Here is a 21,002-nt window from a genome sequence, read left to right on the forward strand (position 1 = left end):
CCTTGGTCCAAGCTTCACGGCTTCGGCGGGTGGATGAACGCCCACGGGCTGACCTCGGAATCCCGGGTCACCTCGACAGAGATCAGATACGGGCCGCCGTGGCTCAGCGCCTTCTCCAGCGCCGCCTTGAAGTGATCCGGCGAGGTCACGCGCGACGCCGCCACGCCAAAGGACTCCGCGAGCTTCACGAAATCCGGATTGACGAGATCGGAGGCCACCACGCGGCCGTCGAAGCGCTCGCGCTGGTCGCGGCGAACGTTGCCGTAGGCGTTGTTATTGAACACCAGCGTCACCACGCCGATGTTGAATTGCACGGCGGTAGAGAGCTCCTGTACGCCGAACATGAAGCCGCCGTCGCCGGTGATCGCCACCACCGGCCTGTCGGGATTGGCGACCTTCGCACCGAGCGCGCTCGGAAAGCCCGACCCGAGCGTGCCCTGATAACCCGAGCTGATGAAGGTGCGCGGCTCGTAGACCGGAAAGCCGTACCAGGAGGCGAAGCCGACCTGCGATAATTCGTCGGTCACGATCGCATTCGCCGGCAGCACCTCGCGCAGGATGTCGAGATACGCCATCTGCGGCTGGATGCGCTGGATCTCCTGCTGCGCGGCGGCCGTCGCCTCGCGGATCGCGGCGCGGCGGCCGCTGGTCCTCGCATAGCCGCCCCTCTTCACCGCTGCGACGAGATCGGCCGTCCCGGCCTTGGCGTCGGCCACAATGGCCGTATCGGAGGTTAGCCGCCGCATCTCTGCCGGATCGATATCGATCCGAACGGACTTCAGCCCCTTCGGTTGATACGGCCAGCGGAAGCCCGATGCCGGCAGCTCCGCGCGGGTACCGATTGCGATCATCAAATCGGTTGTCGGCCACAGCCTGTACGCCGCCGCCATCGTCAGCCCGAGCTCGTGCGCGTTGGAGACGATGCCGCGGCCACTGCGGAACGCGACCACGGGCGCATCGATCATCTCGGCGAGCTCGAGGATCTCCTCGCGCGCCTCGATCGCGCCGCTGCCGACGAAAATCATCGGCGCCTTGCTGGCCTTGACCAGCGCTGCCGCCTGCTTGATCAGGTCGGAATCGGGCTGCGGCGCGGGCAGGGGTGCGAGCACCTTGGCCGCCGCCGTATCCGCGCGCTGCGTGAACACGTCCCAGGGCATCTCCACCGAGGCCGGGCCGCGCCGTCCCGACATCATCTCCTGGAAGGCGCGCGCGACGACCGTGGGCGCATTGCCGGGATATTCTATTCTGTCGGCCCACTTCACATAGGTGCGCAACGTCGCGAGCTGGTCCGGCATCTCGTGCAGATGGCCGCGGCCCTTGCCCAGGAATGCGGTCGGCACCTGGCCGGTGACGCAGAGCACCGGCTCGTTGCAGCCGAACGCCGTGAGCAGCGCTGCACTCGCATTGAGCACGCCGGGGCCCGGCACCACGCTGAACACGCCGGGTTTGCCGCTCGAACGGGCAAAGCCGAACGCCATGTAGCCGCAGGCTTGCTCGTGGCGGGCGCCGATTACCTTGAGCTGCGCCTGCTGGAACGCGTCGAACAGGCCGTAGATCTGTGCGCCGGGCACACCGAACACGGTATCGACGCCATGTGCGACAAGGCCGCTTACGATCGCTTCGCCGCCGGTGAGGGAAGTCATTGCAATATTCCGTTCGCGTTGTTGTTCAGGCTTCGTCGACCACGCCGTTGTGCAAAGTTCCGATGCCGTCGGTCTCGACCTCGACGACGTCGCCGGGTTTGAGATAGCGCGGCGGATCGAAGCGCGCACCGGCGCCGGTCGGCGTGCCCGTGACGATGATATCGCCGGGCACCAGCGTTGCGAATGTCGAGATATAGTGCAGGAGATAGCGGAAGGGAAAGATCAGCCGGCTGGTGCGATCGTCCTGCCGCAACTCGCCGTTGACCCGCGTGGTCAGGCGGATGTCGGCGATCTGCGCCTCATTCGTGTAAGGCACGAGCCACGGGCCGAGGCTGCCGCTGGAATCGAAATTCTTGCCCTGCGTGACGTTGAATTTTGCGTGGCGCAGCCAGTCGCGCACCGAACCCTCGTTGCACAGGGTGATGGCCGCGATGTGATCGAGCGCGCTGCTCTCCGGGATGTGGCGGCCGGCCTTGCCGATCACCAACACGATCTCGCCTTCATAGTCGAGCTGGTGCGAGGCGCGCGGGCGCACCAGCGGCGTCTCGTGGCCGACGAAGGAGCGCGGGCTGCGCATGAACATGCTCGGATATTTCGGCGCGTCCTGGCCATCCCTGTACTCGGCGTTGCGGTCGGGATAGTTGACGCCGATGCAGATGATCTTTTCCGGGGCGGGCACCGGCGGCAGCCAGGTGATGTCGCCGACGGCATGATCTGGTGCACAGCCGGCGGCTTCTTCGGCGAACTTCAGCAATTTGCCTGCGACGATCACGTCGCGCAGCGTCGGATAGTCCTTGCCGTGGCGCGCCGAGAGATCGACGAGGCCGCCGTCGACGACGGCGCCGTATCTGGTCGTGCCCTTGACGGCGTAGGTGGCGAGGCGAGGGGAGGTCATGAGATTCAATCCGCCACCAGCACGTCGGCCACGAAGCGCGGCTCGCGCACAGCTTGCCCGGTGAACGGCGAGCCCTGCTCGAACCAGGAGCGCGGCGCGGGCGCGCCCCACAGCGTCTGCCGGCGCGGATCGCGCAGCGACCAGCGCAGCGGCTCGTGGTCGTGATCGCCGGTGAAATAGTCGCTGGTGTAGAGCTCCAGCCGATGGCCGTCGGGATCCCTGACATAGAGGAAGAAGGCGTTCGAGATGCCGTGGCGCCCCGGTCCGCGCTCGATGTTCTTGACGAAGCCGGAGGAGGCCATGACGTCGCAGAGGTGGATGATGTTCATCGCGGTCGGCACCCAATAGGCGAAATGGTGCAGCCGCGGTCCCTTGCCGTTGGTGAAGGCGAAGTCGTGAACGTTACCCTTGCGATGCATCCAGGCTGCCGCAATGCGCCCGTTGGCGCCGTCCTCCTCGGCATATTCGCTCAGCCGGAAGCCGAGGCGGGCGTAGAAGTCCACGGTGTCCTGCACCTCGGGGGCGAAGGCGTTGAAATGGTCGAGCCGCTGCGGGTGGCAGCCCTTGTAGAGATCGTAGCGGCGCAACAGATGCGGCCGCTTCTCCATCGCGGCGTAAAGCTCGATCTGGAAGCCGAAAGGATCGGTGAATTGCAGGGTGCGGCCCTGGAACGGCTGCTTGACGAAGGCATGGGCGATGCCGTTCTCGGAGAAGAAGGCGGCCGCCTCGTCGAGATCCTTCTCGTTGCCGACCTTGAAGCCGAGCCGGTTGCAGGCAGGCACGGCGGCCTTGCGCAGCACCAGCGAGTGATGCTGATGCTCCTCGAAGCCGCGCAGGTACACCGCGCTGTCGTCGGCGGCCTCCACATGCAGGCCGACCGTGGTCTCGTAGAATTCGCGGCTGAGCTTCAGATCGGTCACGTCGAGCACGGCGTGGCTCGAGCGGATGATGTTGAAGGGCGGCTCGAAGACGTGTTGCGGAACGGGCATTGGTTTCCTCGGCTTGGTATTCCGGGGCGCGTAGCGCGAACCCGCAATCTCCAGGTCCCGGGTTCGCGCTGCGCGCGCCCCGGGACGACGGTTGTTCAAATTCCCAGTTTCTGAATCTTGTGCGTGCCCCGTGCCAGCGAGACGTGCTTGGTTTCCATGTAGAAGTCGAAGGAGTAGTCGCCGCCGTCGCGGCCGATGCCCGAGGCCTTCATGCCGCCGAACGGCGTCGGCAGGTGGCGGACGTTTTCCGAGTTGAGCCAGATCATGCCGGCTTCCAGCGCATCAGCGACGCGAAGCGCGCGGCCCATGTCGTTGGTCCAGACATAGCCGGTCAGCCCGTAGCGCACGTCGTTGGCGATCTCGATCGCGTCCTTCTCGTCGCGGAAGGAGAGCACCGTGAGGAACGGTCCGAACACCTCCTCCTGCGCCACGCGCATCCTGGCCGTCGCGCCGGTCACCAGCGTCGGCTGCACATAGTGCCCGCCGCCCGGGCCGTCATGGGCCTTGCCGCCGACCGCGATGACCGCGCCGTCCTGACGCGCGACGTCGAAATAGGAGCAGACTTTTGCCAGGTGCCGCTCGTGGATCAGCGGCCCGATCTCGGTCGCGGGATCGAGGGGGTGACCGACCTTCAGTGCCTTGACGCGTGCGGCGAGCTTCTCGATGAACTTGTCGGCGATGCTCTGCTGGATCAGGAGGCGGCTGGAGGAGGTGCAGCGCTCGCCGTTGAGCGAGTAGATCATGAACACCACGGCATCGAGCGCGCGGTCGAGATCGGCGTCGTCGAACACGATCACCGGGTTCTTGCCGCCGAGCTCGAAATGCACGCGCTTTAGCGTCGGCGCGCCCTGCCTCATGATCGCCGATCCTGTCGCGCTTTCGCCGACGAAGCCGATCGCCTTGATTGCGGGATGTTCCGTCAGCGCCTTGCCGGCCTCTTCGCCAAGACCGTGCACGGTGTTGAGCACGCCGTCAGGGAGGCCTGCCTCCTTGGCGAGCCTTGCCAGGATATCGGCGGTGATCGGCGACCATTCGGCGGGCTTGTGCACCACGGTGCAGCCGGCGGCGAGGGCAGGGGCGATCTTCCAGGTCGAGAGCATGAACGGCGTGTTCCACGGCGTGATCACGCCGACGGGGCCGATCGGCACGCGGGTGGAGACGTTCCAGTGCTCGTCGCTCGGCGTGTTGAGGCCGTCTCTCGCCTCGGCGCATTTGTCGGCGAAGAAGCGGAAGTTTTCGGCGGCGCGGACCGCGGCCTTCGCCATGAAGCGGTAGGCCTGCCCGGTATCGATGCATTCGAGCACGGCGATGTCGTCGGCATTATCCTCGATCGCGTCCGCCACCCGGTGCAGGAGCTTGCGCCGCATCGCCGGTCCCATGTCGCGCCAGGACTTGAAGGCGAGCGCGGCGGCGGTCGCCGCGCGGTCGATGTCCTCGGCATTGCCGCGGGCGACGCTTGCGAGCGTCGCGCCGTCGACCGGCGAATTCGTCTCGAAGGTCTCGCCCGAGATCGACGGCACGACCTTGCCGTCGATCCTGTGACCGATGCCGTCGGCGCGCAGCTTCTTCAGGAGCGGTGCCGCGCGGTCGCGGTTGGCCTGGAACATTTCGGCCGGCTTCGGCGCGGGCTTATCCATGGGCGGCCTCCGCCTTCAGGGCATCGTGGATGTTGTTGCGCTTCCAGCTCGTCTCCTTGTCGTTGATCTGCATGTCGAACGACAGCGCGAACTTGCTCGCGGCAAAGACGGGATCGAGATGGCCGGAGAGGGCGCGGAAGACGTGCTCGCCGGCCTTCTTACGGGTGGCGAGATCGCGGCCTTCGCCGAGGCGCAGCAGCATGGAGAGAAAGCCGTAGTCGGTTCTCCCATCCGCGATCGCATAATGCTCGCACTTGATGGCGCGGACGCGGATGCCGCCGACCGGAAAGACGCCGGTCTCGGCCGCCGCCTTGCGCACGATTTCGCACACCGCGCCCATGTCGAGGCGGTCATCGAGATTGGCCGAATATTCGATCGTGAAATGCGGCATGGCGGTTTCACTCCCTCATCGTTCGCGTTCGCGCCGCTCAGGCGAAGTAGCAACTCACCGAGCCGCAGGCACCATAGTCGGCCTGGATTGTGTCGCCCTTGCGGGTCTCGATCGGGCGGATGAAGGAGCCGGCCAGCACGACCTGGCCGGGCTCGAGCGCCAGGCCCAGCGGCGCGATCTTGTTGGCGAGCCAGGCCACGGCAGTGGCGGGATGGTTGAGCACGCCGGCGGCAAGGCCGGTCTCTTCCAACTGGCCGTTCTTGAAGCATAGGGCGCCGATCCAGCGCAAATCGGTGTCCAGCGGCCGGATCGGCCGGCCGCCGAGCACGATGCCGGCATTGGCCGCGTTGTCGGCGATGGTGTCAAATATCTTCCGCGTCGCCTTGGTCTCCTGGTCCACGCGCTCGACCCGCGTGTCCAAAATCTCCAACGCCGGCACGACGAAATCGGTGGCGTCGAGCACATCGAACATCGTGCAGTCGGGCCCCGCGAGCCGCTTGTTCATGATGAAGGCAAGCTCGGCCTCGACGCGGGTCGCGATGAAGCGGTCCGACGGCACCAGCCCGCCATCGGCAAAGAACATGTCGTCGAGCAGTACGCCGGAATCCGGCTCGTCGATGTCGAGCGCGCTCTGCATCGCCTTCGACGTCAGGCCGATCTTGTGGCCTTTGACGATACGGCCCTCCGCGAGCTTGATATCGACCCAGGCCTTCTGAATCGCGTAGGCATCCGCGATGGTGATCGCGGGATAGTCCTGCGAGAGCTGGCGGATCTGCGTGCGGGTCTGCTCCGCCTGATGCAGGCGGTTCGCGCAACTCTGGATATCGTCGTTGGACAGCGCCATGGGATGCTTGCAAATTGAGGTCGTAACGAGATAATTAACATGTTAAGTGAATTCGTCAAACCGAATCTGTTCGTGTTGCAGCGCAACCGGATTTGGCTTTGAGAGCACGAGGCGTTTGGCGATGGCGAAGAAGCAACCGGCCGATCCTGCGAACGGAAACCCGTCGGCCGCCCGGCAGGTGCCGATGCGCGAATTCTCCCGCTCGTTGCCGATGTCGCTGTTGCGGGCGCGGGAGGCCGTGATGCGGCAGTTCCGTCCCTCGCTCCGCCAGCACGGCCTCACCGAGCAGCAATGGCGAATCCTGCGCGCGCTCGCGGCGATCGATGCCGTCGAGGTCACGGAACTCGCCCGCACCGCGTTTCTGCTGGGTCCGAGCCTTTCGCGCATCCTGCGCGATCTCGAGGCGCGCCACCTGATCGAGCGCAGGACGGCCAAGGCGGATCAGCGGCGCAGCATGGTCTCGATCTCCGAGAAGGGCGTGAAGCTGATGGCATCGGTGGCGCCGAATTCGGAAGCCATCTATGCCGAGATCACGCGGCACTTCGGCGCCCACAAGCTCGCGGAGCTGCAGGAGATGCTGGGCGAACTGGAGCAGAGCCTCGCCGGCCTCGGCGGCGCGGACGAGGCAAGCGCCGAGGAGTGAGAGCAGATATGCGCGGGCGCGCGCCGCGGGCCATGGACAGCGCGGCTTTTTTTCGCTCAAAGTGCCGATCAAGCCGGTCTGTTCAAAACCGGCGACGGGAACAAGGTAGAGGCAGATAGACCCGCTATGGTCACCATCCAGGTTCAGAAGCTGATCGACTTCGTCGCCGACGTCTTCGCGCATGCGGAGTCCTCGCCGGAGGAAGCCAGGCGTATCGCAACTTACCTTACGACCGCCAATCTCACCGGCCATGACAGCCACGGCGTGATCCGCGTGCCCGTCTACATCCGCTGGAAGAAGATGGGCTCGGTCGTGCCGAACCAGACCGCCGAGGTGGTGCTCGACACGCCGTCGCTCGCGGTGGTCGACGGCAAGTTCGGCTACGGCCAGACGGTGACGCCGCAGGCGGTGAGGATCGGCATGGAAAAATGCAGGAAGGCCGGGCTCGCCGCGGTCGCGCTGCGCAATGCCGGCCATATCGGCCGCGTCGGCGACTGGGCCGAAATGGCGGCCGCCGAAGGACTGGTATCGGTGCATTTCGTCAATGCCGCGGGCTCGCTGCTGGTCGCGCCGTTCGGCGGCGTCGAGAAGCGGCTGTCGACCGCGCCCTATTGCGTCGGCATTCCGCGTCCGGGGCAGGATCCGATCGTGCTCGATTTCGCCACCTCGATCGTCGCCGAGGGCAAGGTGCTGGTCGCAAGCCGCGGCGGCAAGAAGCTGCCCAAGGGCGCGCTGGTCGATGCCGACGGCAGCTTGAGCGAGGATCCGGCCGTGCTCTACGGGCCCCACACGCCCGACGGTCCGCGCGATCACACCCAGGGAACGGGCGCCATCCGCGCCTTCGGCGAGCACAAGGGCTCGGGGCTTGCGCTGATGTGCGAACTTCTGGGCGGCGCGCTCACCGGAACGGGCGCGACCTCTTCGGGCCGCCGCTTCGCCAACGGCATGCTGGCTTTCTACGTCGACCCCAAGGTCGTCGACACCAGCAGGATTTTCGACGCAGAGGTCTCTCGCTACGTCGATTTCATCCGGGCGACGAAACCGATCGCCGGCGTCGAGCAGGTGTTGATCCCCGGCGATCCCGAGCGAAAAACGCGGGCCGAGCGCACCAGGAACGGCGTGCCCTTGCCGGACGATACCTGGGCGGCGATAGTGAATACCGCCCGCGAGGTCGGCGTCAGCGAGGTCAGCATCCAGCGGGCCACGGCTTCATGAGAATTCGTCATTGCGAGGAGCGTTCGCAAACGGAGCAATCCAGATTGCCTCTCCGGAGACGGTCTCGGGTGCTTTTTTATGGCTCGGCAATGACAGCGCAACCAGCCAACAGGGAAGGAAGGCAACGTGGCGAATAAAGTCAAAGAGATCTGGAAGTCGGGCAAGGCCGTGGTCAACGCGTGGCTCGCAATTCCCTCCGGCTTCTCGGCCGAGATGGTCGCGCAATGCGGCTTCGACAGCGTCACCGTCGACATGCAGCACGGCGTGCAGGACTATCTGTCGATGGTCCAGTGCTTCCAGGCCATGGACAAGCATCCGATCACGCCAATGGTGCGCGTGCCCTGGAACGAGCCCGGCATCATCGGCAAGGTGCTCGATGGCGGCGCCTATGGCGTGATCTGCCCAATGGTCAACACGCCGCAGGAGGCCAAGAACCTCGTCTCTTATTCAAAATACCCGCCGAAGGGCGTGCGCTCCAACGGACCGATCCGCGCCGGCATGTACGGCACCGCCGGCTCCTATCAGAAGACGGCGAACGACGAGATCGTGCTGCTGCCGATGATGGAGACCAAGACCGCAGTCGGAAACATGGAAGCGATCCTCGACGTCGAGGGCATCGACGGTGTCTATATCGGGCCGTCCGATCTCGGCTTCTCCTACGGCCTCGAGCCGAAGCTCGATCGCACCGAACCGGAGATCCTCGCGATCTACGACAAGATCATCAAGGAGTGCGGCAAGCGCGGGCTCAACCCGGGCATCCATTGCAGCGGCGCCGAAGGCGCGGCGCGCGCCATCAACATGGGCTTCAAGCTGGTGACGCTGTCGAACGAGGTCGGCCTGATGGCGACCTACGCCAAGATGCAGGTCAACCAGACCCGGAAGGATTCCGGCGGCAAGGCGTAAGCTGCCGCGAATGGCGAATAGGGAGTAGCGAATAGCGCTACTCGCGTTCCCTATTCGCCACTCCCCATTCGCTACTCGCCTCCGAAGGAGAACCCCATGACCCCGGCTCCCGTCATCCGCCTGCATCCCGATGATGGCGTGCTGATCGCGCGCGCGAGCTTGTCGCCGGGCACGGTGGTGGCCGAGGGCGTGAGCACGGTCGAGCGGATTCCCTCGGGCCACAAGGTCGCGATCAAGCCGATCGCCGTGGGCGAGCCGATCAGGCGCTACGGCCAGATCATCGGCTTCGCGACGCAGCCGATCGCGCCGGGCCAGCACGTGCATACGCAGAACTGCGGCATGGGCGATTTCGCCAAGGACTATGCCTGGTGCGTCGACGTGAAGCCGACGCCGAATTTCGATCTGCCCGCCACCTTCGAGGGCATCCGCCGGCCCGACGGCCGCGTCGCCACGCGCAACTACATCGGCATCCTCACCTCGGTGAACTGCAGCGCGCACGTCGCTGGCCTCGTCGCCGACGTCTTCAAGAAGAATCCGTTCACCGGCGACAATCCGCTGGCCGATTTTCCCAATGTCGACGGCGTCGTCGCGCTCACCCACAAGACCGGCTGCGGCATGACGCAGGACGAGCCGCTGGCGCTGCTTCGCCGCACGCTCGGCGGCTATGCGCGGCACGTCAATTTCTCCAACGTGATCGTGCTCGGGCTCGGCTGCGAGGTCAACCAGATCGGCGGCCTGATGGAGGAGCAGAAGCTCGCGGGCCGGCTGCGTGCCATGGACATCCAGGAGGTCGGCGGCACCCGCAAGACGGTGGAAGCCGGCGTCGCCTTCGTGCGTGAGGCGCTGACCGATGCCAACAAGGTGAAGCGGGAGACCGTGCCGGCGAGCGAACTGACCGTGGCGCTGCAATGCGGCGGCTCGGACGGCTATTCCGGCGTTTCCGCCAACCCCGCGCTGGGTGCCGCCAGCGATCTCATCGTGCGCCACGGCGGCACCGTGATCCTGTCCGAGACGCCGGAGACCTACGGCGCCGAGCATCTCCTGACGCGCCGGGCGGTCAGCCGCGAGGTCGGCGAGAAGCTCGTCGATCTCATGCGCTGGTGGGAGGAATACACGCAGCGCGAAGGCGCCGAGATGAATGCCAATCCGAGCCCCGGCAACAAGGCCGGCGGTCTCACCACGATCCTCGAAAAATCGCTCGGCGCGATGGCCAAGGCCGGCACCACCAATCTCGTGGATGTGCTGCACTACGCCGAGCCCGTCACCAAGAAGGGGTTCGTGTTCATGGACACGCCGGGCTACGACCCGGTCGCGGCGACGGGGCAGGTCGCGGGCGGCGCCAACCTCGTCTGCTTCACCACGGGCCGCGGGAGCGTGTTCGGCTGCAAGCCGGCGCCGTCGATCAAGCTCGCGACCAATACGCCGATGTACAAGCGCATGGAAGACGACATGGACGTCAATTGCGGCACCATCCTCGAGGGCGAGGAGAGCGTGCAGCAGTGCGGCCAGCGCATCTTCGACCTCATCCTGAAGACGGCCTCCGGTCAGCCGACCAAGAGCGAAAGCTTCGATTTCGGCGGCGCCGAGTTTGCGCCCTGGGTGCTCGGCGCGACGATGTAGCAAGACGGGCCGCGCGCTGCGCTCGGCTCGCCGGCGGTCAGCCTGCCTGCATCCCTTCACCCGATCCGGTTGAGCGTGTTCCGGATGGTCGCGAAGATCCCGCCGATCTCCTTTCGCAGCGCGTCGAGCGTGGTGAAATTCTCGAAAATCTGGCTCAGTCTGCCCTCGATCTCGCGCTTGCTCCGCGACAGCGTCTCGACCTGCGCGCCGAGCGCCCTGTCGCCGCTCGATTCGATTTCCTCGATCGTCTTGACCAGGAGATCGCGAACGGTGTGGACTTCGGCGATCAGGGCTTCGATGCCGAACACCGGCGCCTGCAGGGGGATGAGATCGGCTTGCGATTTGGCGAGCTCTTCCTTGAACCTGTTCAGCGTCGCGAAGGACTCCTGCAATGCTCCGAGACGCAAGCGGGACTGAACGACGAATTCGTTCAGCGCATTCTGGCGATCGATCAGGCTCTTGCCGCCGGCGTCGGTCTCGACGTCGGCGAGTGAGCGCTCCAGGCGCGCCTGGCGCTGCCTCAGCTCCTCGAAATCCAGCCGGATCGCGTCCAGGATATTGAAACTGTCCTCGACGCGTGCGACCCGCTGCTCGATCTCGAGCTTGCTCCTGGAGAGCGCTTCCACCTTCGCGTTCAGCGCATCGTCGCCGCTCGATTCGATCTCGTCGAGCGTCTTGGCGAGCGCGTCGCGGCCGAGGCGCAGTTCGCCGACCAGCGCGTTGATGCCGGCTTCCGGCGCCCGCAGGGGGACGAGCTCGGCTTGCGACTTGACCAGTTCCTCCCTGAACCGGTTCAGCGTCGCGAAGGACTCCTGGACCGTATTGACCCGCGCAAGCAGCGCCGAGGCGTCGCGGTCCAATTCCCTGAGACGATCGCCGAGATTGTTCTTCCTGTCGTCGGTCTCGATATCGACCAGCGCTCGCTCGATCTGGTGCTGGCGATCCTTGATCTCGGTGAAGACGGGTTCGATCGCACGCCGCTCGGCGGCAACCTTGCCGACCATCTCGCGAAGATCCTGTTGCCGGCGCCGGATTTCGGCGAGCTGGTCGTGCATGTCGGTGGACTGGTTGCGGCTTTGCTGCAGAACGGCCCGCTTCTCGACATCGCCCAGCTTGGCGTGGAGCGAGGAGACGGCTTCCCGCGGGTCGCTCTCGATCAGATGCTGCACGGTCGCGTCGAGGTGGTTCTGCAGGGCATGGGCGACCACCACGTCCTCGCGGGTGTTCTTCAGACGGTCGCGCAGGCTCCTCAGGCTCCTGTCCTGGCGGGAGAGCCGGTAGGCCTGAAAGACGGAGGCGCCGATCAGCACCGCCGTCATGCTCAGGATGGCGCTGGTGGCATATCGCTGCGCCGGGGGCAGCGCGGAGAACAGGGCGGAGACGTGGGCGACATCGTAACCGAAGGCCTGCTGTGCGAAGGCCGCGATCACGATCAGAAGGCCTATCCAGACAAGCACGAAAAACAGCCACATCGTGAATTCCTCACTTCGCGACCTATCCGTCCGTCCGTTGCTATTTGGGAACCCGCCCAAGATCAAGTTCCCCAAGCCGCATCCTCCACTGTCAGCGACCCGCGCCGTTGCGGCGAGGGGGGCCTCACGGGTGGGGCAGGGGTACCCCGACTGGTTGGCGGCTTGCCGCACTGCACAGACGGGAGCGGAAGGCGATCCGGCCGCCGCCCCGCGATGGGGCTTGCGGCACGTGATGCAGTCAGTTGGGCGGAGCCGATCGCCCGTTTGCGCTTGACGCCCCAGGGGTCTGCATCGCGTCAAGCACCTGAAATGCCGCGCAGATGATCGAAGACGTGACGGGAGGCTGCAGCATGGTACCGCGTATCCGCGTTTGGAGGGCTTTGCGGGTTTGGTCAGCCGACCCCAGATGGGCTATGCTGGTTGATGGTCCACGGCGAGAACGGCGAGACGTCAGAAGTTGCGCGGGATACGACCGACAACGGGGCTGCATCCATGATGACGTTACCGGGACTGGCGGCAGACGCCCTGGAGGAGTTTCTCGGCTCGTTCATGCGTCGCCGGTTCGACGAGCATCATGCCAAGATGGTCGAAATCGGCGCCCGCATGGCACTGGAATGCATCGGCAACAGCGACGCGCTCTATCACAACATCGAACACACGATGCTGGTGACGCTGGCCGGACAGGCCATCCTGCGCGGCCGCGGGCTGCACGCCCACCTCTCGGCGGAGGACTATACCCATATCCTGATCGCTTGCCTCGCCCACGACATCGGCTATGTCCGCGGCCTGTTCGAGGAGGACGACGAGGACGGCTTTGTGATCGACGAGGCCGGCACCAAGATTGCGCTGTCGCGCGGCGCGTCCGACGCCAGCCTGATGGCCTATCACGTCGACCGTTCGAAGCTGTACGTGATGCAGCGGCTGGAGCCCATTCCCGGCCTCGACCGGGAGCGCATCGCCCGCGCGATCGAAGGGACGCGGTTTCCCGCCAGGGAAGGCCAGGACTTCGGCGAAGACGCCTCGATCCTGCGCGCCGCCGATCTGATCGGCCAGCTCGGCGATCCCAACTACCTGCGCAAATCCAACGCGCTCTACTACGAGTTCGAGGAGGTCGGCATGAACCGGCAGCTCGGCTATGACTCGCCCGCCGACATCGTGAACCGCTATCCGCAATTCTATTGGGACAGCGTCGCCCCGCACATCCAGACCGAGATCGGCTATCTCAACAAGACCGAGATCGGACGGCAGTGGATCGCCAACCTCTACAGCAACGTGTTCCGTGCCGAGCGCGATATCTCGCTGTCCGGCCCGCAGAGATAGTTCTTTCGCAAGCATGCAGGCGAAGATCGTCACCGCAGGCGTCCTCGATGTCGCCTATCGCGAATATGGCCCTGCGGACGGCTGGCCCTGCATCATGGGCCACGGCTTTCCCTACGACGTCCACGCCTATGCCGAAGTGGCACTCGTGCTCGCGCAGTCCGGCGCGCGCGTGCTGGTGCCGTGGCTGCGCGGCTATGGGCCGACGCGCTTCCGCTCCGCCAGGACGCCGCGCTCCGGCGAACAGGCGGCGCTCGGGGCCGACCTGCTCGCCTTCATGGACGCGCTCGGAATCGGTCGCGCGGTGCTCGGCGGCTACGACTGGGGCGGGCGTGCCGCCTGCATCGTCGCGGCGCTGCATCCCGAGCGTGCCACAGGTCTCGTCTCCGGCAATTCCTACAACATCCAGGACATCGCCCGCGCGATGGAGCCGGCCTCGCCGCCGGAGGAGGCCGCGCTCTGGTACCAGTACCTGTTCCACAACGAGCGCGGCCGCCGCGCCCTTGAACGCAACCCGCGCGGCTTCGCTCGCCAGCTCTGGTCGATGTGGTCGCCGAAATGGGCGTTCGACGACGCGACCTTCGCGCGCAGCGCGGAAGCCTTCGACAATCCGGACTTCGTCGACGTCGTGATCCATTCCTACCGGCATCGCTACGGCCTGGTCGCCGGCGATCCCGCCTGTGCCGCGATCGAGCAGCGGCTCGCCGCGCAGCCGCAGATACGCGTCCCGACCATTGCGATCGACGGGGATTCCGACGGCGTCAATCCCGGCACCGCCCACCACGCCCGCAAGTTCGAGGGCCATTTCGAGCGGCGCGTATTCCGCGATGCCGGCCACAATCTGCCGCAGGAGCGCCCCGCCGAATGGGCGCAGGCCGTGCTGGACGTGCGGAAGGCGGCGCTCGGCTAGCGGCGGGGCCGCGGCGAGCCTGCCGGCCTGATTTTTCGCCACCCCGGGAACCTTTTGCGATCGGCGCCGTCCAATCTCTGCCACGCGATATCCCGTCGCCTGGTTCGAGGGAGACGTCAATGAGCCGACAGGTGCGCGCGCTGGAGCGCGTCGCGATCGCCGAACAACCCGCCGCGAGGCCGAGCCGCATGGAAGTCGCGGAAGCCGTGCGAACCATGATCCGCTGGGCGGGCGACGATCCCGCGCGCGACGGTCTGCGCGAGACGCCGGACCGCGTGGCGCGGGCCTTCCAGGAATATTTCGCCGGCTACGCGCAGGACCCGGCCGAAATCCTGCAAAAGACCTTCGAGGAGATCGAAGGCTATGACGAGATGATCGTGCTGCGCGGCGTGCGCTTCGAGAGCCATTGCGAGCACCACATGGCGCCGATCGTCGGGCGCGCCTGGGTCGCCTACATCCCGCAAGGGCGCGTGGTCGGCATCAGCAAGCTCGCGCGCGTCGTCGACATCTATGCCAAGCGCCTGCAGATCCAGGAGAAGATGACGGCGCAGATCGCCAACACGATCAACGAGGTGCTGAAGCCCGAAGGCGTCGGCGTCATCATCAAGGCGACGCATCATTGCATGACGACGCGCGGTGCGCACAAGCCGGGCACCGACCTCGTGACCAGCCGCATGCTGGGCGTGTTTCGCGACAACGCCCTGACGCGCCAGGAATTGCTGGGTCTTGCCAATTCGGACGATTGATCCGCGGTTCTCCGCGACGGAGGCGACGCCATGACCGATGAGAAGAAGCAGCCGAGCGGGCCGGACCTGACGCAAGGCGTATCGCTTGCCGATTTCAAGGACGGCAAGCTGCTCGGCCACGTCGGGGATGACGACGTGCTGCTGGTCAAGCTCGGCACGGAGGTCATGGCGATCGAGCCTTTTTGCAGCCACTACCACGGTCCGCTGGCTGAAGGGCTGGTGGTGGACGACACCATCCGTTGCCCCTGGCATCACGCCTGCTTCTCGCTGCGCACGGGCGAAGCCCTGGTTGCACCGGCGCTGACTGCGCTGGCGGTATGGGAGGTGGTTCGCGAGCGGGACAGGATCATCGTGCGCGGCAAGCGCGAGCCTGCGAAGCCCGCACTGCGGCGGATCGCGACGGACCCGGACAGGATCGTCATCGTCGGTGGCGGCGCGGCCGGCTTTGCCGCGGCCGATATGCTTCGGCGCGAAGGATTTTCCGGCGCCGTCACCATGCTGAGCGACGACAGCGCCGCGCCGGTCGACCGGCCGAACCTGTCCAAGGACTATCTGGCCGGCAATGCGCCGGAAGAGTGGGTGCCGCTGCGGCCCGAGGCGTATTACGGGGACGCCGGCATCGATCTCAGGCTCAACACCAAGGTTGCCGCGATCGATCCTCGCAGCCGCAGCGTCACTCTCGGCAATGCCGATGTCCTGCCGTTCGATCGCCTGCTGCTCGCAACCGGCGCCGAACCGGTCCGGCTGCAGATTCCAGGTGCCGACCAGCCGCACGTCCACACGCTGCGCTCGCTTGCCGACAGCCGCGCCATCATCGCCGCGGCCGGTAGCGCCAAGCGCGCGCTGGTGATCGGGGCAAGCTTCATCGGTCTGGAAGTCGCGGCTTCGCTGCGGGCGCGCAAGCTCGAGGTCCACGTCGTCGCGCCCGAAGCGCGGCCGATGGAGAGGGTCCTCGGCCGCGACATCGGGGACTTCGTCCGCGCGCTTCACGAAGAGAACGGTGTGAATTTTCATCTCGAGGATACCGTGGAGAGGTTCGACGGCAAGCGCGCCATGCTGAAGGGCGGCGGCGCCATCGAGGCCGACCTCGTCGTGGTCGGCATCGGCGTCAGGCCGCGCACGGGACTCGCCGAGCAGGCGGGGCTGGCGACCGATCGCGGCGTCCTCGTCAACGCCTTCCTCGAGACCAGCGCGCCCGGCGTGTACGCCGCCGGCGACATTGCACGCTGGCCGGATCGGCATTCGGCGGCCAACATCCGTGTCGAGCATTGGGTGGTCGCCGAACGGCAGGGCCAGACCGTGGCGCGCAACATGCTCGGCCGGCGCGAGCCTTATACGGCCGTGCCGTTCTTCTGGAGCCAGCACTACGACGTGCCGATCAACTATGTCGGCCACGCCGAGGGATGGGACGAGATCAGGCTCGACGGCAGCGTTGCCGGCAAGGATTGCCTGCTGCAGTACCGGCGCGGCGGCCGCGTGCTTGCGGTCGCCTCGATCTATCGCGACCTCGACAGTCTCGAGGCCGAACTGTCGATGGAGCGCGAACGCGCGTAGCCTCGACCGTCGGCCCCAACTTCTGCCTTGCGCGTCGCCCGGCAGGGATTTCTGACGGCGTCCGTCCGTGCTATCCTGACGCGTGCCCCGCATCAGTTGGGAGTGCCGTCATGACGAGTGCTTCGGATACGTCACAAAATTCCGGTTTGGGATCGGGCAGCGCGGCGCTGCATGCGAAATGGGGATGGATCGTCGCCCTTGGCGTCGTCTACCTCATCGCCGGCTTCGTCGCGCTCGGCAGCGTCGTGCTGGCGACGGTGGCGAGCGTGCTCGTGGTCGGCGCGATGATGATCGTCGCCGGCGTCGCCGAGGTGTTCGGCGCTTTTCAGATGAAGAGCTGGGGCAAGTTCCTGATCTGGGCCTTGCTCGGCGTGCTCTACGTCGTCGCGGGCTTCCTGACGTTCGAAAATCCGCTGTTCGCGGCGGTGTTGCTGACCCTGTTCCTGGGCGCCTCGCTGCTCGTATCCGGCGTCGTGCGGCTGTTCCTGGCCTTCAGCATGAAGCGCGAAAGCCCCTGGGTCTGGGTGGCGCTGTCGGGCGTCATCACGCTGCTGCTCGGCCTGTTGATCCTGGCACGCTGGCCCGTCAACAGCGTCTATATCCTTGGCATCTTCCTCGGCATCGATCTGGTCATGGCCGGCGGCGGCTGGGTCGGGCTGGGCTTGAGCCTGCGTCGCCGCCGGTAAGCGGGCTGGCACAGGGCTGATCACGCAGGTGCCGGACAATGGTGCCCGGCCGCAGGAGTTCGTCATGCGCTGGGTCTATCTTGCCGTCATCGTGCTGTTTGCCGCAGCGGTCGTCGTCTTCGCCGTGCAGAATTTCGAGACCGTCACGATCACGTTCTTCAGGCTCGACATCAGTGCGCCGCTCGCGCTGCTGACCATCGTCGTCTACCTGCTCGGTGCCGCCACCGGCGGCAGCCTGTTTGCGCTGCTGCGGCGATCCTATGAAGGTTCGCGCCGGTTCATCCAATGACCGACCGGGTGCCCCAATCTGTGGCTCAGCCGCTCGACGCAAGACCGGAAAACTGGAGTCGGTTGGTGTGAGTGCTTGACCGTCTCTTCGTATCGCGCCGACGCGCGCCGTCATGGCGGCGCACAGGAGGATCCATGGATTTCAGGCATTCCGACCGTTCGCTGGAGTTGCAGGATCGCGTCCGCCAGTTCATGCGGCAGCATGTCGAGCCGGTCGAGGAGCTCTATTACGAGCAGGTCAGGCCGGAAGCCGCGCGCTGCAAGACTCCGCAAGTGTTGCAGGACCTCAAGCGCCTGGCGCGCGAGCAGGGCCTCTGGAACCTGTTCCTGGCCGGCGAGCATGGCCCGGGGCTGAGCAATCTCGACTATGCGCCGGTCAAGGAGATCATGGGCCGGGTGCTGTGGGCGCCGGAGGTCTTCAACTGCTCGGCGCCCGACGTCGGCAACATGGAGGTGCTGGCCCAGTACGGTACGCCGGCGCAGCAGGAACGCTGGCTGCGGCCGCTGCTGGAGGGGCGCATCCGTTCGGGTTTCTCGATGACCGAGCCCGCGGTCGCCTCCAGCGATGCCACCAACATCCAGTGCGAGATCAGGCGCGACGGCGACGGCTACGTCATCAACGGGCGCAAATGGTTCACCTCGGGCGCCATGAATGAGGATTGCGAGATACTGATCGTGATGGGCAAGACCGCGCCCGATCATCCCGACCGCCATCGCCAGCAGTCGATGATCCTGGTGCCGAAGGCGACGCCGGGCGTGCGGATCGTGCGCGACATGCTCACTTACGGCTATGACGACGCGCCGGCCGGCCATCCCGAGATCGTCTACGACAACGTCCGGGTGCCCGCGGAGAACATCCTGCTCGGCGAGGGCCGCGGCTTCGAGATCGCGCAGGGGCGGCTCGGGCCGGGTCGCATCCATCACTGCATGCGGCTGATCGGCTGCGCCCAGCGGGCATTGGAGCTGATGTGCCAGCGGGCGGTGTCGCGGGTTGCCTTCGGCAAGCCGCTCGCCGAGCAGGGCTCGGTCAAGGAGGACATCGCCCACTCCTTCTGCGAGATCGCCCAGGCGCGACTGCTGACGCTGCAGGCGGCCGACAAGATGGACCGCGAGGGCAACAAGGCGGCGCGCGATTTGATCGCAGCGGCCAAGATCGTCGTGCCCAGCATGGCGGCTCGCGTGATCGACCGCGCGATCCAGCTCCATGGCGCCGCCGGCGTGTCGCAGGACACGTTCCTGGCGCGCGCCTACGTCTATGCCCGCTTCATCCGCATCGGCGACGGGCCCGACCAGGTGCATCTGGCCGCGGTCGGCAAGGAGTTGATCAAACGCGGCGGGATCGCTACCGCGTGAGGCCGGTCTAGCCGGCCTTGGCCGCGCGGCCGTCCGTCGCGCCCGAGCGCAGGTTCTGGAAGAACTTCTCCACCTCGCGCGACAGCGTCTCCGCGGTCGCGGTGAGGCTGCTGGCGGCCGTCAGCACGGAGGAGGCCGCCGTGTCGGTCTCCCCGATCGCGTCCCGCAGCGAGGCGATGTTGGAGACCAGCGTCTCGTTGCCCTGCGCCGCCGATTGGGCGTTGGAGGAGATTTCGCGGGTCGCGGCGTCCTGCTGGCTGATGGCGGTGGCGATGTTGGTGGTGACGTCGTTGATCTCGCGCACCGCGCCGCCGATGTCGCGCACGGCATCCACCGCGTTGCGGGTCGAGGTCTGGATCTGGCTGATGTTCTCGCCGATCTCGGCGGTCGCTTTGGCGGTCTGGCCGGCCAGGGCCTTGACCTCATGGGCAACGACCGCGAAGCCGCGGCCGGCGTCGCCGGCGCGCGCTGCCTCGATCGTGGCGTTGAGTGCCAGCAGGTTGGTCTGTGCGGCGATGGCCTGGATGAGGTTGAGCACGCCGTCGATGCGCTGGGTCGCAGCCGCCAGGCTCTCGATTTCCGAAATCGACTTTTCGGTGCGCTGCCCGGTCTGCTCGACCGCGCCGGCCGATTGCCGGACCTGGCGGCCGATCTCCTCGACGGAGGCCGACAGCTCCTCGGCGGCGCTCGCCACCGCCGAGACGTTGTGGGAGGCCTGTTCGGTGGCGCTGGCCGCCGTGCCGGCGCGGTTGTTGGCGTCCGAGGTGACCCGGCTGATGGTCTGCGCGGTTTCGCGCATGACGGCGGCATTGTCGGTGAGACCGCGCATGACCGCGCCGATCGCGTCGCGGAACTGCTCGACCGCCACTTCGATGTGGCGAGTGCGTTGCTCGCGCGAGGAAGAGTCCTGCGACACCTGGGAGGCGAGGTTGCGGTTGCGGTCCATCGCGTCCTTGAAGATCTGGATCGCGCGCGCCAGCGCACCGATCTCGTCGGCGCGCTCCGCATGGGGTACCTCGACGTTCTCGGCGCCGTCGGCGACCTGCTTGATGGTGGCAGTAATGACGGAGAGCGGGCGGGCAATCGAGCGGGCGATGATGACGATGCCGATCGCGACCAGCGCCAGCGCCAAGCCACCGAGGCAGGTGAGGACGAAGGACAATTGGCGGTTGGTCTCGGTCTGCTGCGCGATCTGACGCGCGCGCTCGGCATAGACCTTCGACAGCGCCTCGAGATCCTTGTTCAGGGCCGAGCGCACGCTGCGGTTGGCGTCATTGTCGCCCCATTCGCGGCCTGCGGCCGGGCTGACCTCGTTGGCGCGGCGGACCAGCTCCTTGCGGAATTCGACGAACTGCTCGATGCGCTTCTTGAAGGTCGAGAACTGCTCGGCGTCGTCGGCCTTGACGATGGTCTCCCAGCGCTTCACGACCTCGAGGATCTGCCCGTTGAACTTGAGCAACCCTTCGCCGTATTTCTTCACCACCGCCGGGTCGGTCGACATGTAGACGCCGCGGGACTCCATCACGACCGCGTAGACCAGCGAATTGACGCGCTCGACGTTCAGCGCCGCCGCATTGGCGGTTGCGATCGCGCTCGTCAACTCGGCGCCCCTGCGGCTGTTGTAATCCGACAGCATCGCGATGGCCGCGGTCAGCAGCGCGAACAGCGCGAAGATCGAATAGAGCCTCGTTGCGAGGGTGAAACGGCCTGCCAGGCCAGCGGCATTCCCAGAACGACGTGTTGTCATGGCTGTCAGGGGTCCAAGTCGCCTCGGCGGAGGCCGCAGGCGCGATCGAATAGAATTAATGCAAAATCATGCAGGATGAAGATGGACACGCCGTTAACGCCAGAAGGCTCCGCGGCTGCGCGTTCATATAAAAATATGACGTAATATCA

Annotated in this window: 19 protein-coding genes; 11 read left to right on the top strand and 8 right to left on the bottom strand. The window is 66.1% G+C overall.

What is annotated here, in order from left to right; translation table 11 throughout:
* Positions 1-14: 14 nt before the first annotated feature.
* The 6 genes from KGM94_RS03940 to hpaH all read right to left on the bottom strand — a co-directional run bounded on the left by KGM94_RS03940 (position 15) and on the right by hpaH (position 6,399).
* Positions 15-1,643 carry a thiamine pyrophosphate-dependent enzyme gene (locus KGM94_RS03940; RefSeq protein ID WP_300255195.1) on the bottom strand — a complete coding sequence of 543 codons (1,629 nt, stop codon included), beginning with the start codon at positions 1,641-1,643 and terminating at the stop codon, positions 15-17.
* Positions 1,644-1,668: 25 nt separating this feature from the next.
* Positions 1,669-2,538 (bottom strand): fumarylacetoacetate hydrolase family protein, encoded by an 870-nt coding sequence (locus KGM94_RS03945; RefSeq protein ID WP_300255197.1) that lies wholly within the window; start codon positions 2,536-2,538, stop codon positions 1,669-1,671.
* 5 nt (positions 2,539-2,543) lie between these two features.
* Positions 2,544-3,527, bottom strand: a complete 984-nt coding sequence (gene hpaD / locus KGM94_RS03950) for a 3,4-dihydroxyphenylacetate 2,3-dioxygenase (protein ID WP_300255199.1) — start codon at positions 3,525-3,527, stop codon at positions 2,544-2,546.
* A gap of 95 nt (positions 3,528-3,622) precedes the next feature.
* Positions 3,623-5,164 carry a 5-carboxymethyl-2-hydroxymuconate semialdehyde dehydrogenase gene (gene hpaE, locus KGM94_RS03955; RefSeq protein WP_300255201.1) on the bottom strand — a complete coding sequence of 514 codons (1,542 nt, stop codon included), beginning with the start codon at positions 5,162-5,164 and terminating at the stop codon, positions 3,623-3,625.
* A complete protein-coding gene (locus KGM94_RS03960) occupies positions 5,157-5,555 on the bottom strand; it encodes a 5-carboxymethyl-2-hydroxymuconate Delta-isomerase (protein WP_300255203.1) in 399 nt (132 codons plus the stop codon). The genes hpaE and KGM94_RS03960 overlap by 8 nt, the downstream gene beginning before the upstream one ends.
* Positions 5,556-5,592: 37 nt before the next feature.
* Positions 5,593-6,399, bottom strand: coding sequence for a 2-oxo-hept-4-ene-1,7-dioate hydratase (gene hpaH / locus KGM94_RS03965; protein WP_300255205.1), 807 nt, complete (start codon positions 6,397-6,399; stop codon positions 5,593-5,595).
* A 121-nt stretch (positions 6,400-6,520) separates the two neighbouring features.
* Here hpaH and hpaR point away from each other — a divergent pair, with 121 nt between their 5' ends.
* The 4 genes from hpaR (at position 6,521) to KGM94_RS03985 (ending at position 10,780) form a co-directional block, all read left to right on the top strand.
* Entirely contained in the window at positions 6,521-7,042 is a 522-nt protein-coding gene (gene hpaR / locus KGM94_RS03970) for a homoprotocatechuate degradation operon regulator HpaR (RefSeq protein ID WP_300255206.1), read from the top strand.
* A 126-nt stretch (positions 7,043-7,168) separates the two neighbouring features.
* Positions 7,169-8,257 carry a malate/lactate/ureidoglycolate dehydrogenase gene (locus KGM94_RS03975; protein ID WP_300255208.1) on the top strand — a complete coding sequence of 363 codons (1,089 nt, stop codon included), beginning with the start codon at positions 7,169-7,171 and terminating at the stop codon, positions 8,255-8,257.
* Positions 8,258-8,383: 126 nt separating this feature from the next.
* Positions 8,384-9,160: an aldolase/citrate lyase family protein gene (locus KGM94_RS03980; RefSeq protein ID WP_300255209.1), complete on the top strand. Its 777-nt coding sequence runs from the start codon at positions 8,384-8,386 to the stop codon at positions 9,158-9,160.
* Between the two features lie 96 nt (positions 9,161-9,256).
* On the top strand, positions 9,257-10,780 hold the full coding sequence (locus KGM94_RS03985) for an altronate dehydratase family protein (RefSeq protein WP_300255211.1): 1,524 nt from the start codon (positions 9,257-9,259) through the stop codon (positions 10,778-10,780).
* Positions 10,781-10,836: 56 nt separating this feature from the next.
* Here KGM94_RS03985 and KGM94_RS03990 read toward each other — a convergent pair whose 3' ends face one another.
* On the bottom strand, positions 10,837-12,252 hold the full coding sequence (locus KGM94_RS03990) for a hypothetical protein (protein WP_300255213.1): 1,416 nt from the start codon (positions 12,250-12,252) through the stop codon (positions 10,837-10,839).
* Between the two features lie 492 nt (positions 12,253-12,744).
* Between KGM94_RS03990 and KGM94_RS03995 the strand changes: the two genes are divergently transcribed.
* From KGM94_RS03995 to KGM94_RS04025, 7 genes are all read left to right on the top strand, one after another.
* Complete coding sequence (locus tag KGM94_RS03995; protein WP_300255214.1) at positions 12,745-13,572, top strand: HD domain-containing protein; 828 nt, start codon at positions 12,745-12,747, stop codon at positions 13,570-13,572.
* Between the two features lie 13 nt (positions 13,573-13,585).
* Entirely contained in the window at positions 13,586-14,479 is an 894-nt protein-coding gene (locus KGM94_RS04000) for an alpha/beta hydrolase (RefSeq protein ID WP_300255215.1), read from the top strand.
* Positions 14,480-14,598: 119 nt separating this feature from the next.
* Positions 14,599-15,225 carry a GTP cyclohydrolase I FolE gene (folE, locus tag KGM94_RS04005; RefSeq protein WP_300255216.1) on the top strand — a complete coding sequence of 209 codons (627 nt, stop codon included), beginning with the start codon at positions 14,599-14,601 and terminating at the stop codon, positions 15,223-15,225.
* 30 nt (positions 15,226-15,255) lie between these two features.
* Positions 15,256-16,779: an FAD-dependent oxidoreductase gene (locus KGM94_RS04010; protein ID WP_300255217.1), complete on the top strand. Its 1,524-nt coding sequence runs from the start codon at positions 15,256-15,258 to the stop codon at positions 16,777-16,779.
* 110 nt (positions 16,780-16,889) lie between these two features.
* Entirely contained in the window at positions 16,890-17,465 is a 576-nt protein-coding gene (locus tag KGM94_RS04015; RefSeq protein ID WP_300255218.1) for an HdeD family acid-resistance protein, read from the top strand.
* A gap of 64 nt (positions 17,466-17,529) precedes the next feature.
* Entirely contained in the window at positions 17,530-17,754 is a 225-nt protein-coding gene (locus KGM94_RS04020) for a hypothetical protein (protein WP_300255219.1), read from the top strand.
* A gap of 134 nt (positions 17,755-17,888) precedes the next feature.
* Entirely contained in the window at positions 17,889-19,106 is a 1,218-nt protein-coding gene (locus tag KGM94_RS04025) for an acyl-CoA dehydrogenase family protein (RefSeq protein WP_300255220.1), read from the top strand.
* 7 nt (positions 19,107-19,113) lie between these two features.
* Here KGM94_RS04025 and KGM94_RS04030 read toward each other — a convergent pair whose 3' ends face one another.
* Complete coding sequence (locus KGM94_RS04030; RefSeq protein ID WP_300255221.1) at positions 19,114-20,853, bottom strand: methyl-accepting chemotaxis protein; 1,740 nt, start codon at positions 20,851-20,853, stop codon at positions 19,114-19,116.
* Positions 20,854-21,002 lie beyond the last annotated feature (149 nt).

The organism is Bradyrhizobium sp., assembly GCF_028868675.1.
GTDB lineage: Bacteria > Pseudomonadota > Alphaproteobacteria > Rhizobiales > Xanthobacteraceae > Bradyrhizobium.

What these genes read in the sequence shown, in the direction of transcription:
- KGM94_RS03940 (WP_300255195.1), bottom strand. Translation starts at nt 1,643, where the DNA reads ATGACTTCCCTCACCGGCGGCGAAGCGATCGTAAGCGGCCTTGTCGCA.
- KGM94_RS03945 (WP_300255197.1), bottom strand. Translation starts at nt 2,538, where the DNA reads ATGACCTCCCCTCGCCTCGCCACCTACGCCGTCAAGGGCACGACCAGA.
- hpaD (WP_300255199.1), bottom strand. Translation starts at nt 3,527, where the DNA reads ATGCCCGTTCCGCAACACGTCTTCGAGCCGCCCTTCAACATCATCCGC.
- hpaE (WP_300255201.1), bottom strand. Translation starts at nt 5,164, where the DNA reads ATGGATAAGCCCGCGCCGAAGCCGGCCGAAATGTTCCAGGCCAACCGC.
- KGM94_RS03960 (WP_300255203.1), bottom strand. Translation starts at nt 5,555, where the DNA reads ATGCCGCATTTCACGATCGAATATTCGGCCAATCTCGATGACCGCCTC.
- hpaH (WP_300255205.1), bottom strand. Translation starts at nt 6,399, where the DNA reads ATGGCGCTGTCCAACGACGATATCCAGAGTTGCGCGAACCGCCTGCAT.
- hpaR (WP_300255206.1), top strand. Translation starts at nt 6,521, where the DNA reads ATGGCGAAGAAGCAACCGGCCGATCCTGCGAACGGAAACCCGTCGGCC.
- KGM94_RS03975 (WP_300255208.1), top strand. Translation starts at nt 7,169, where the DNA reads ATGGTCACCATCCAGGTTCAGAAGCTGATCGACTTCGTCGCCGACGTC.
- KGM94_RS03985 (WP_300255211.1), top strand. Translation starts at nt 9,257, where the DNA reads ATGACCCCGGCTCCCGTCATCCGCCTGCATCCCGATGATGGCGTGCTG.
- KGM94_RS03990 (WP_300255213.1), bottom strand. Translation starts at nt 12,252, where the DNA reads ATGTGGCTGTTTTTCGTGCTTGTCTGGATAGGCCTTCTGATCGTGATC.
- KGM94_RS03995 (WP_300255214.1), top strand. Translation starts at nt 12,745, where the DNA reads ATGATGACGTTACCGGGACTGGCGGCAGACGCCCTGGAGGAGTTTCTC.
- KGM94_RS04000 (WP_300255215.1), top strand. Translation starts at nt 13,586, where the DNA reads ATGCAGGCGAAGATCGTCACCGCAGGCGTCCTCGATGTCGCCTATCGC.
- folE (WP_300255216.1), top strand. Translation starts at nt 14,599, where the DNA reads ATGAGCCGACAGGTGCGCGCGCTGGAGCGCGTCGCGATCGCCGAACAA.
- KGM94_RS04010 (WP_300255217.1), top strand. Translation starts at nt 15,256, where the DNA reads ATGACCGATGAGAAGAAGCAGCCGAGCGGGCCGGACCTGACGCAAGGC.
- KGM94_RS04015 (WP_300255218.1), top strand. Translation starts at nt 16,890, where the DNA reads ATGACGAGTGCTTCGGATACGTCACAAAATTCCGGTTTGGGATCGGGC.
- KGM94_RS04020 (WP_300255219.1), top strand. Translation starts at nt 17,530, where the DNA reads ATGCGCTGGGTCTATCTTGCCGTCATCGTGCTGTTTGCCGCAGCGGTC.
- KGM94_RS04025 (WP_300255220.1), top strand. Translation starts at nt 17,889, where the DNA reads ATGGATTTCAGGCATTCCGACCGTTCGCTGGAGTTGCAGGATCGCGTC.
- KGM94_RS04030 (WP_300255221.1), bottom strand. Translation starts at nt 20,853, where the DNA reads ATGACAACACGTCGTTCTGGGAATGCCGCTGGCCTGGCAGGCCGTTTC.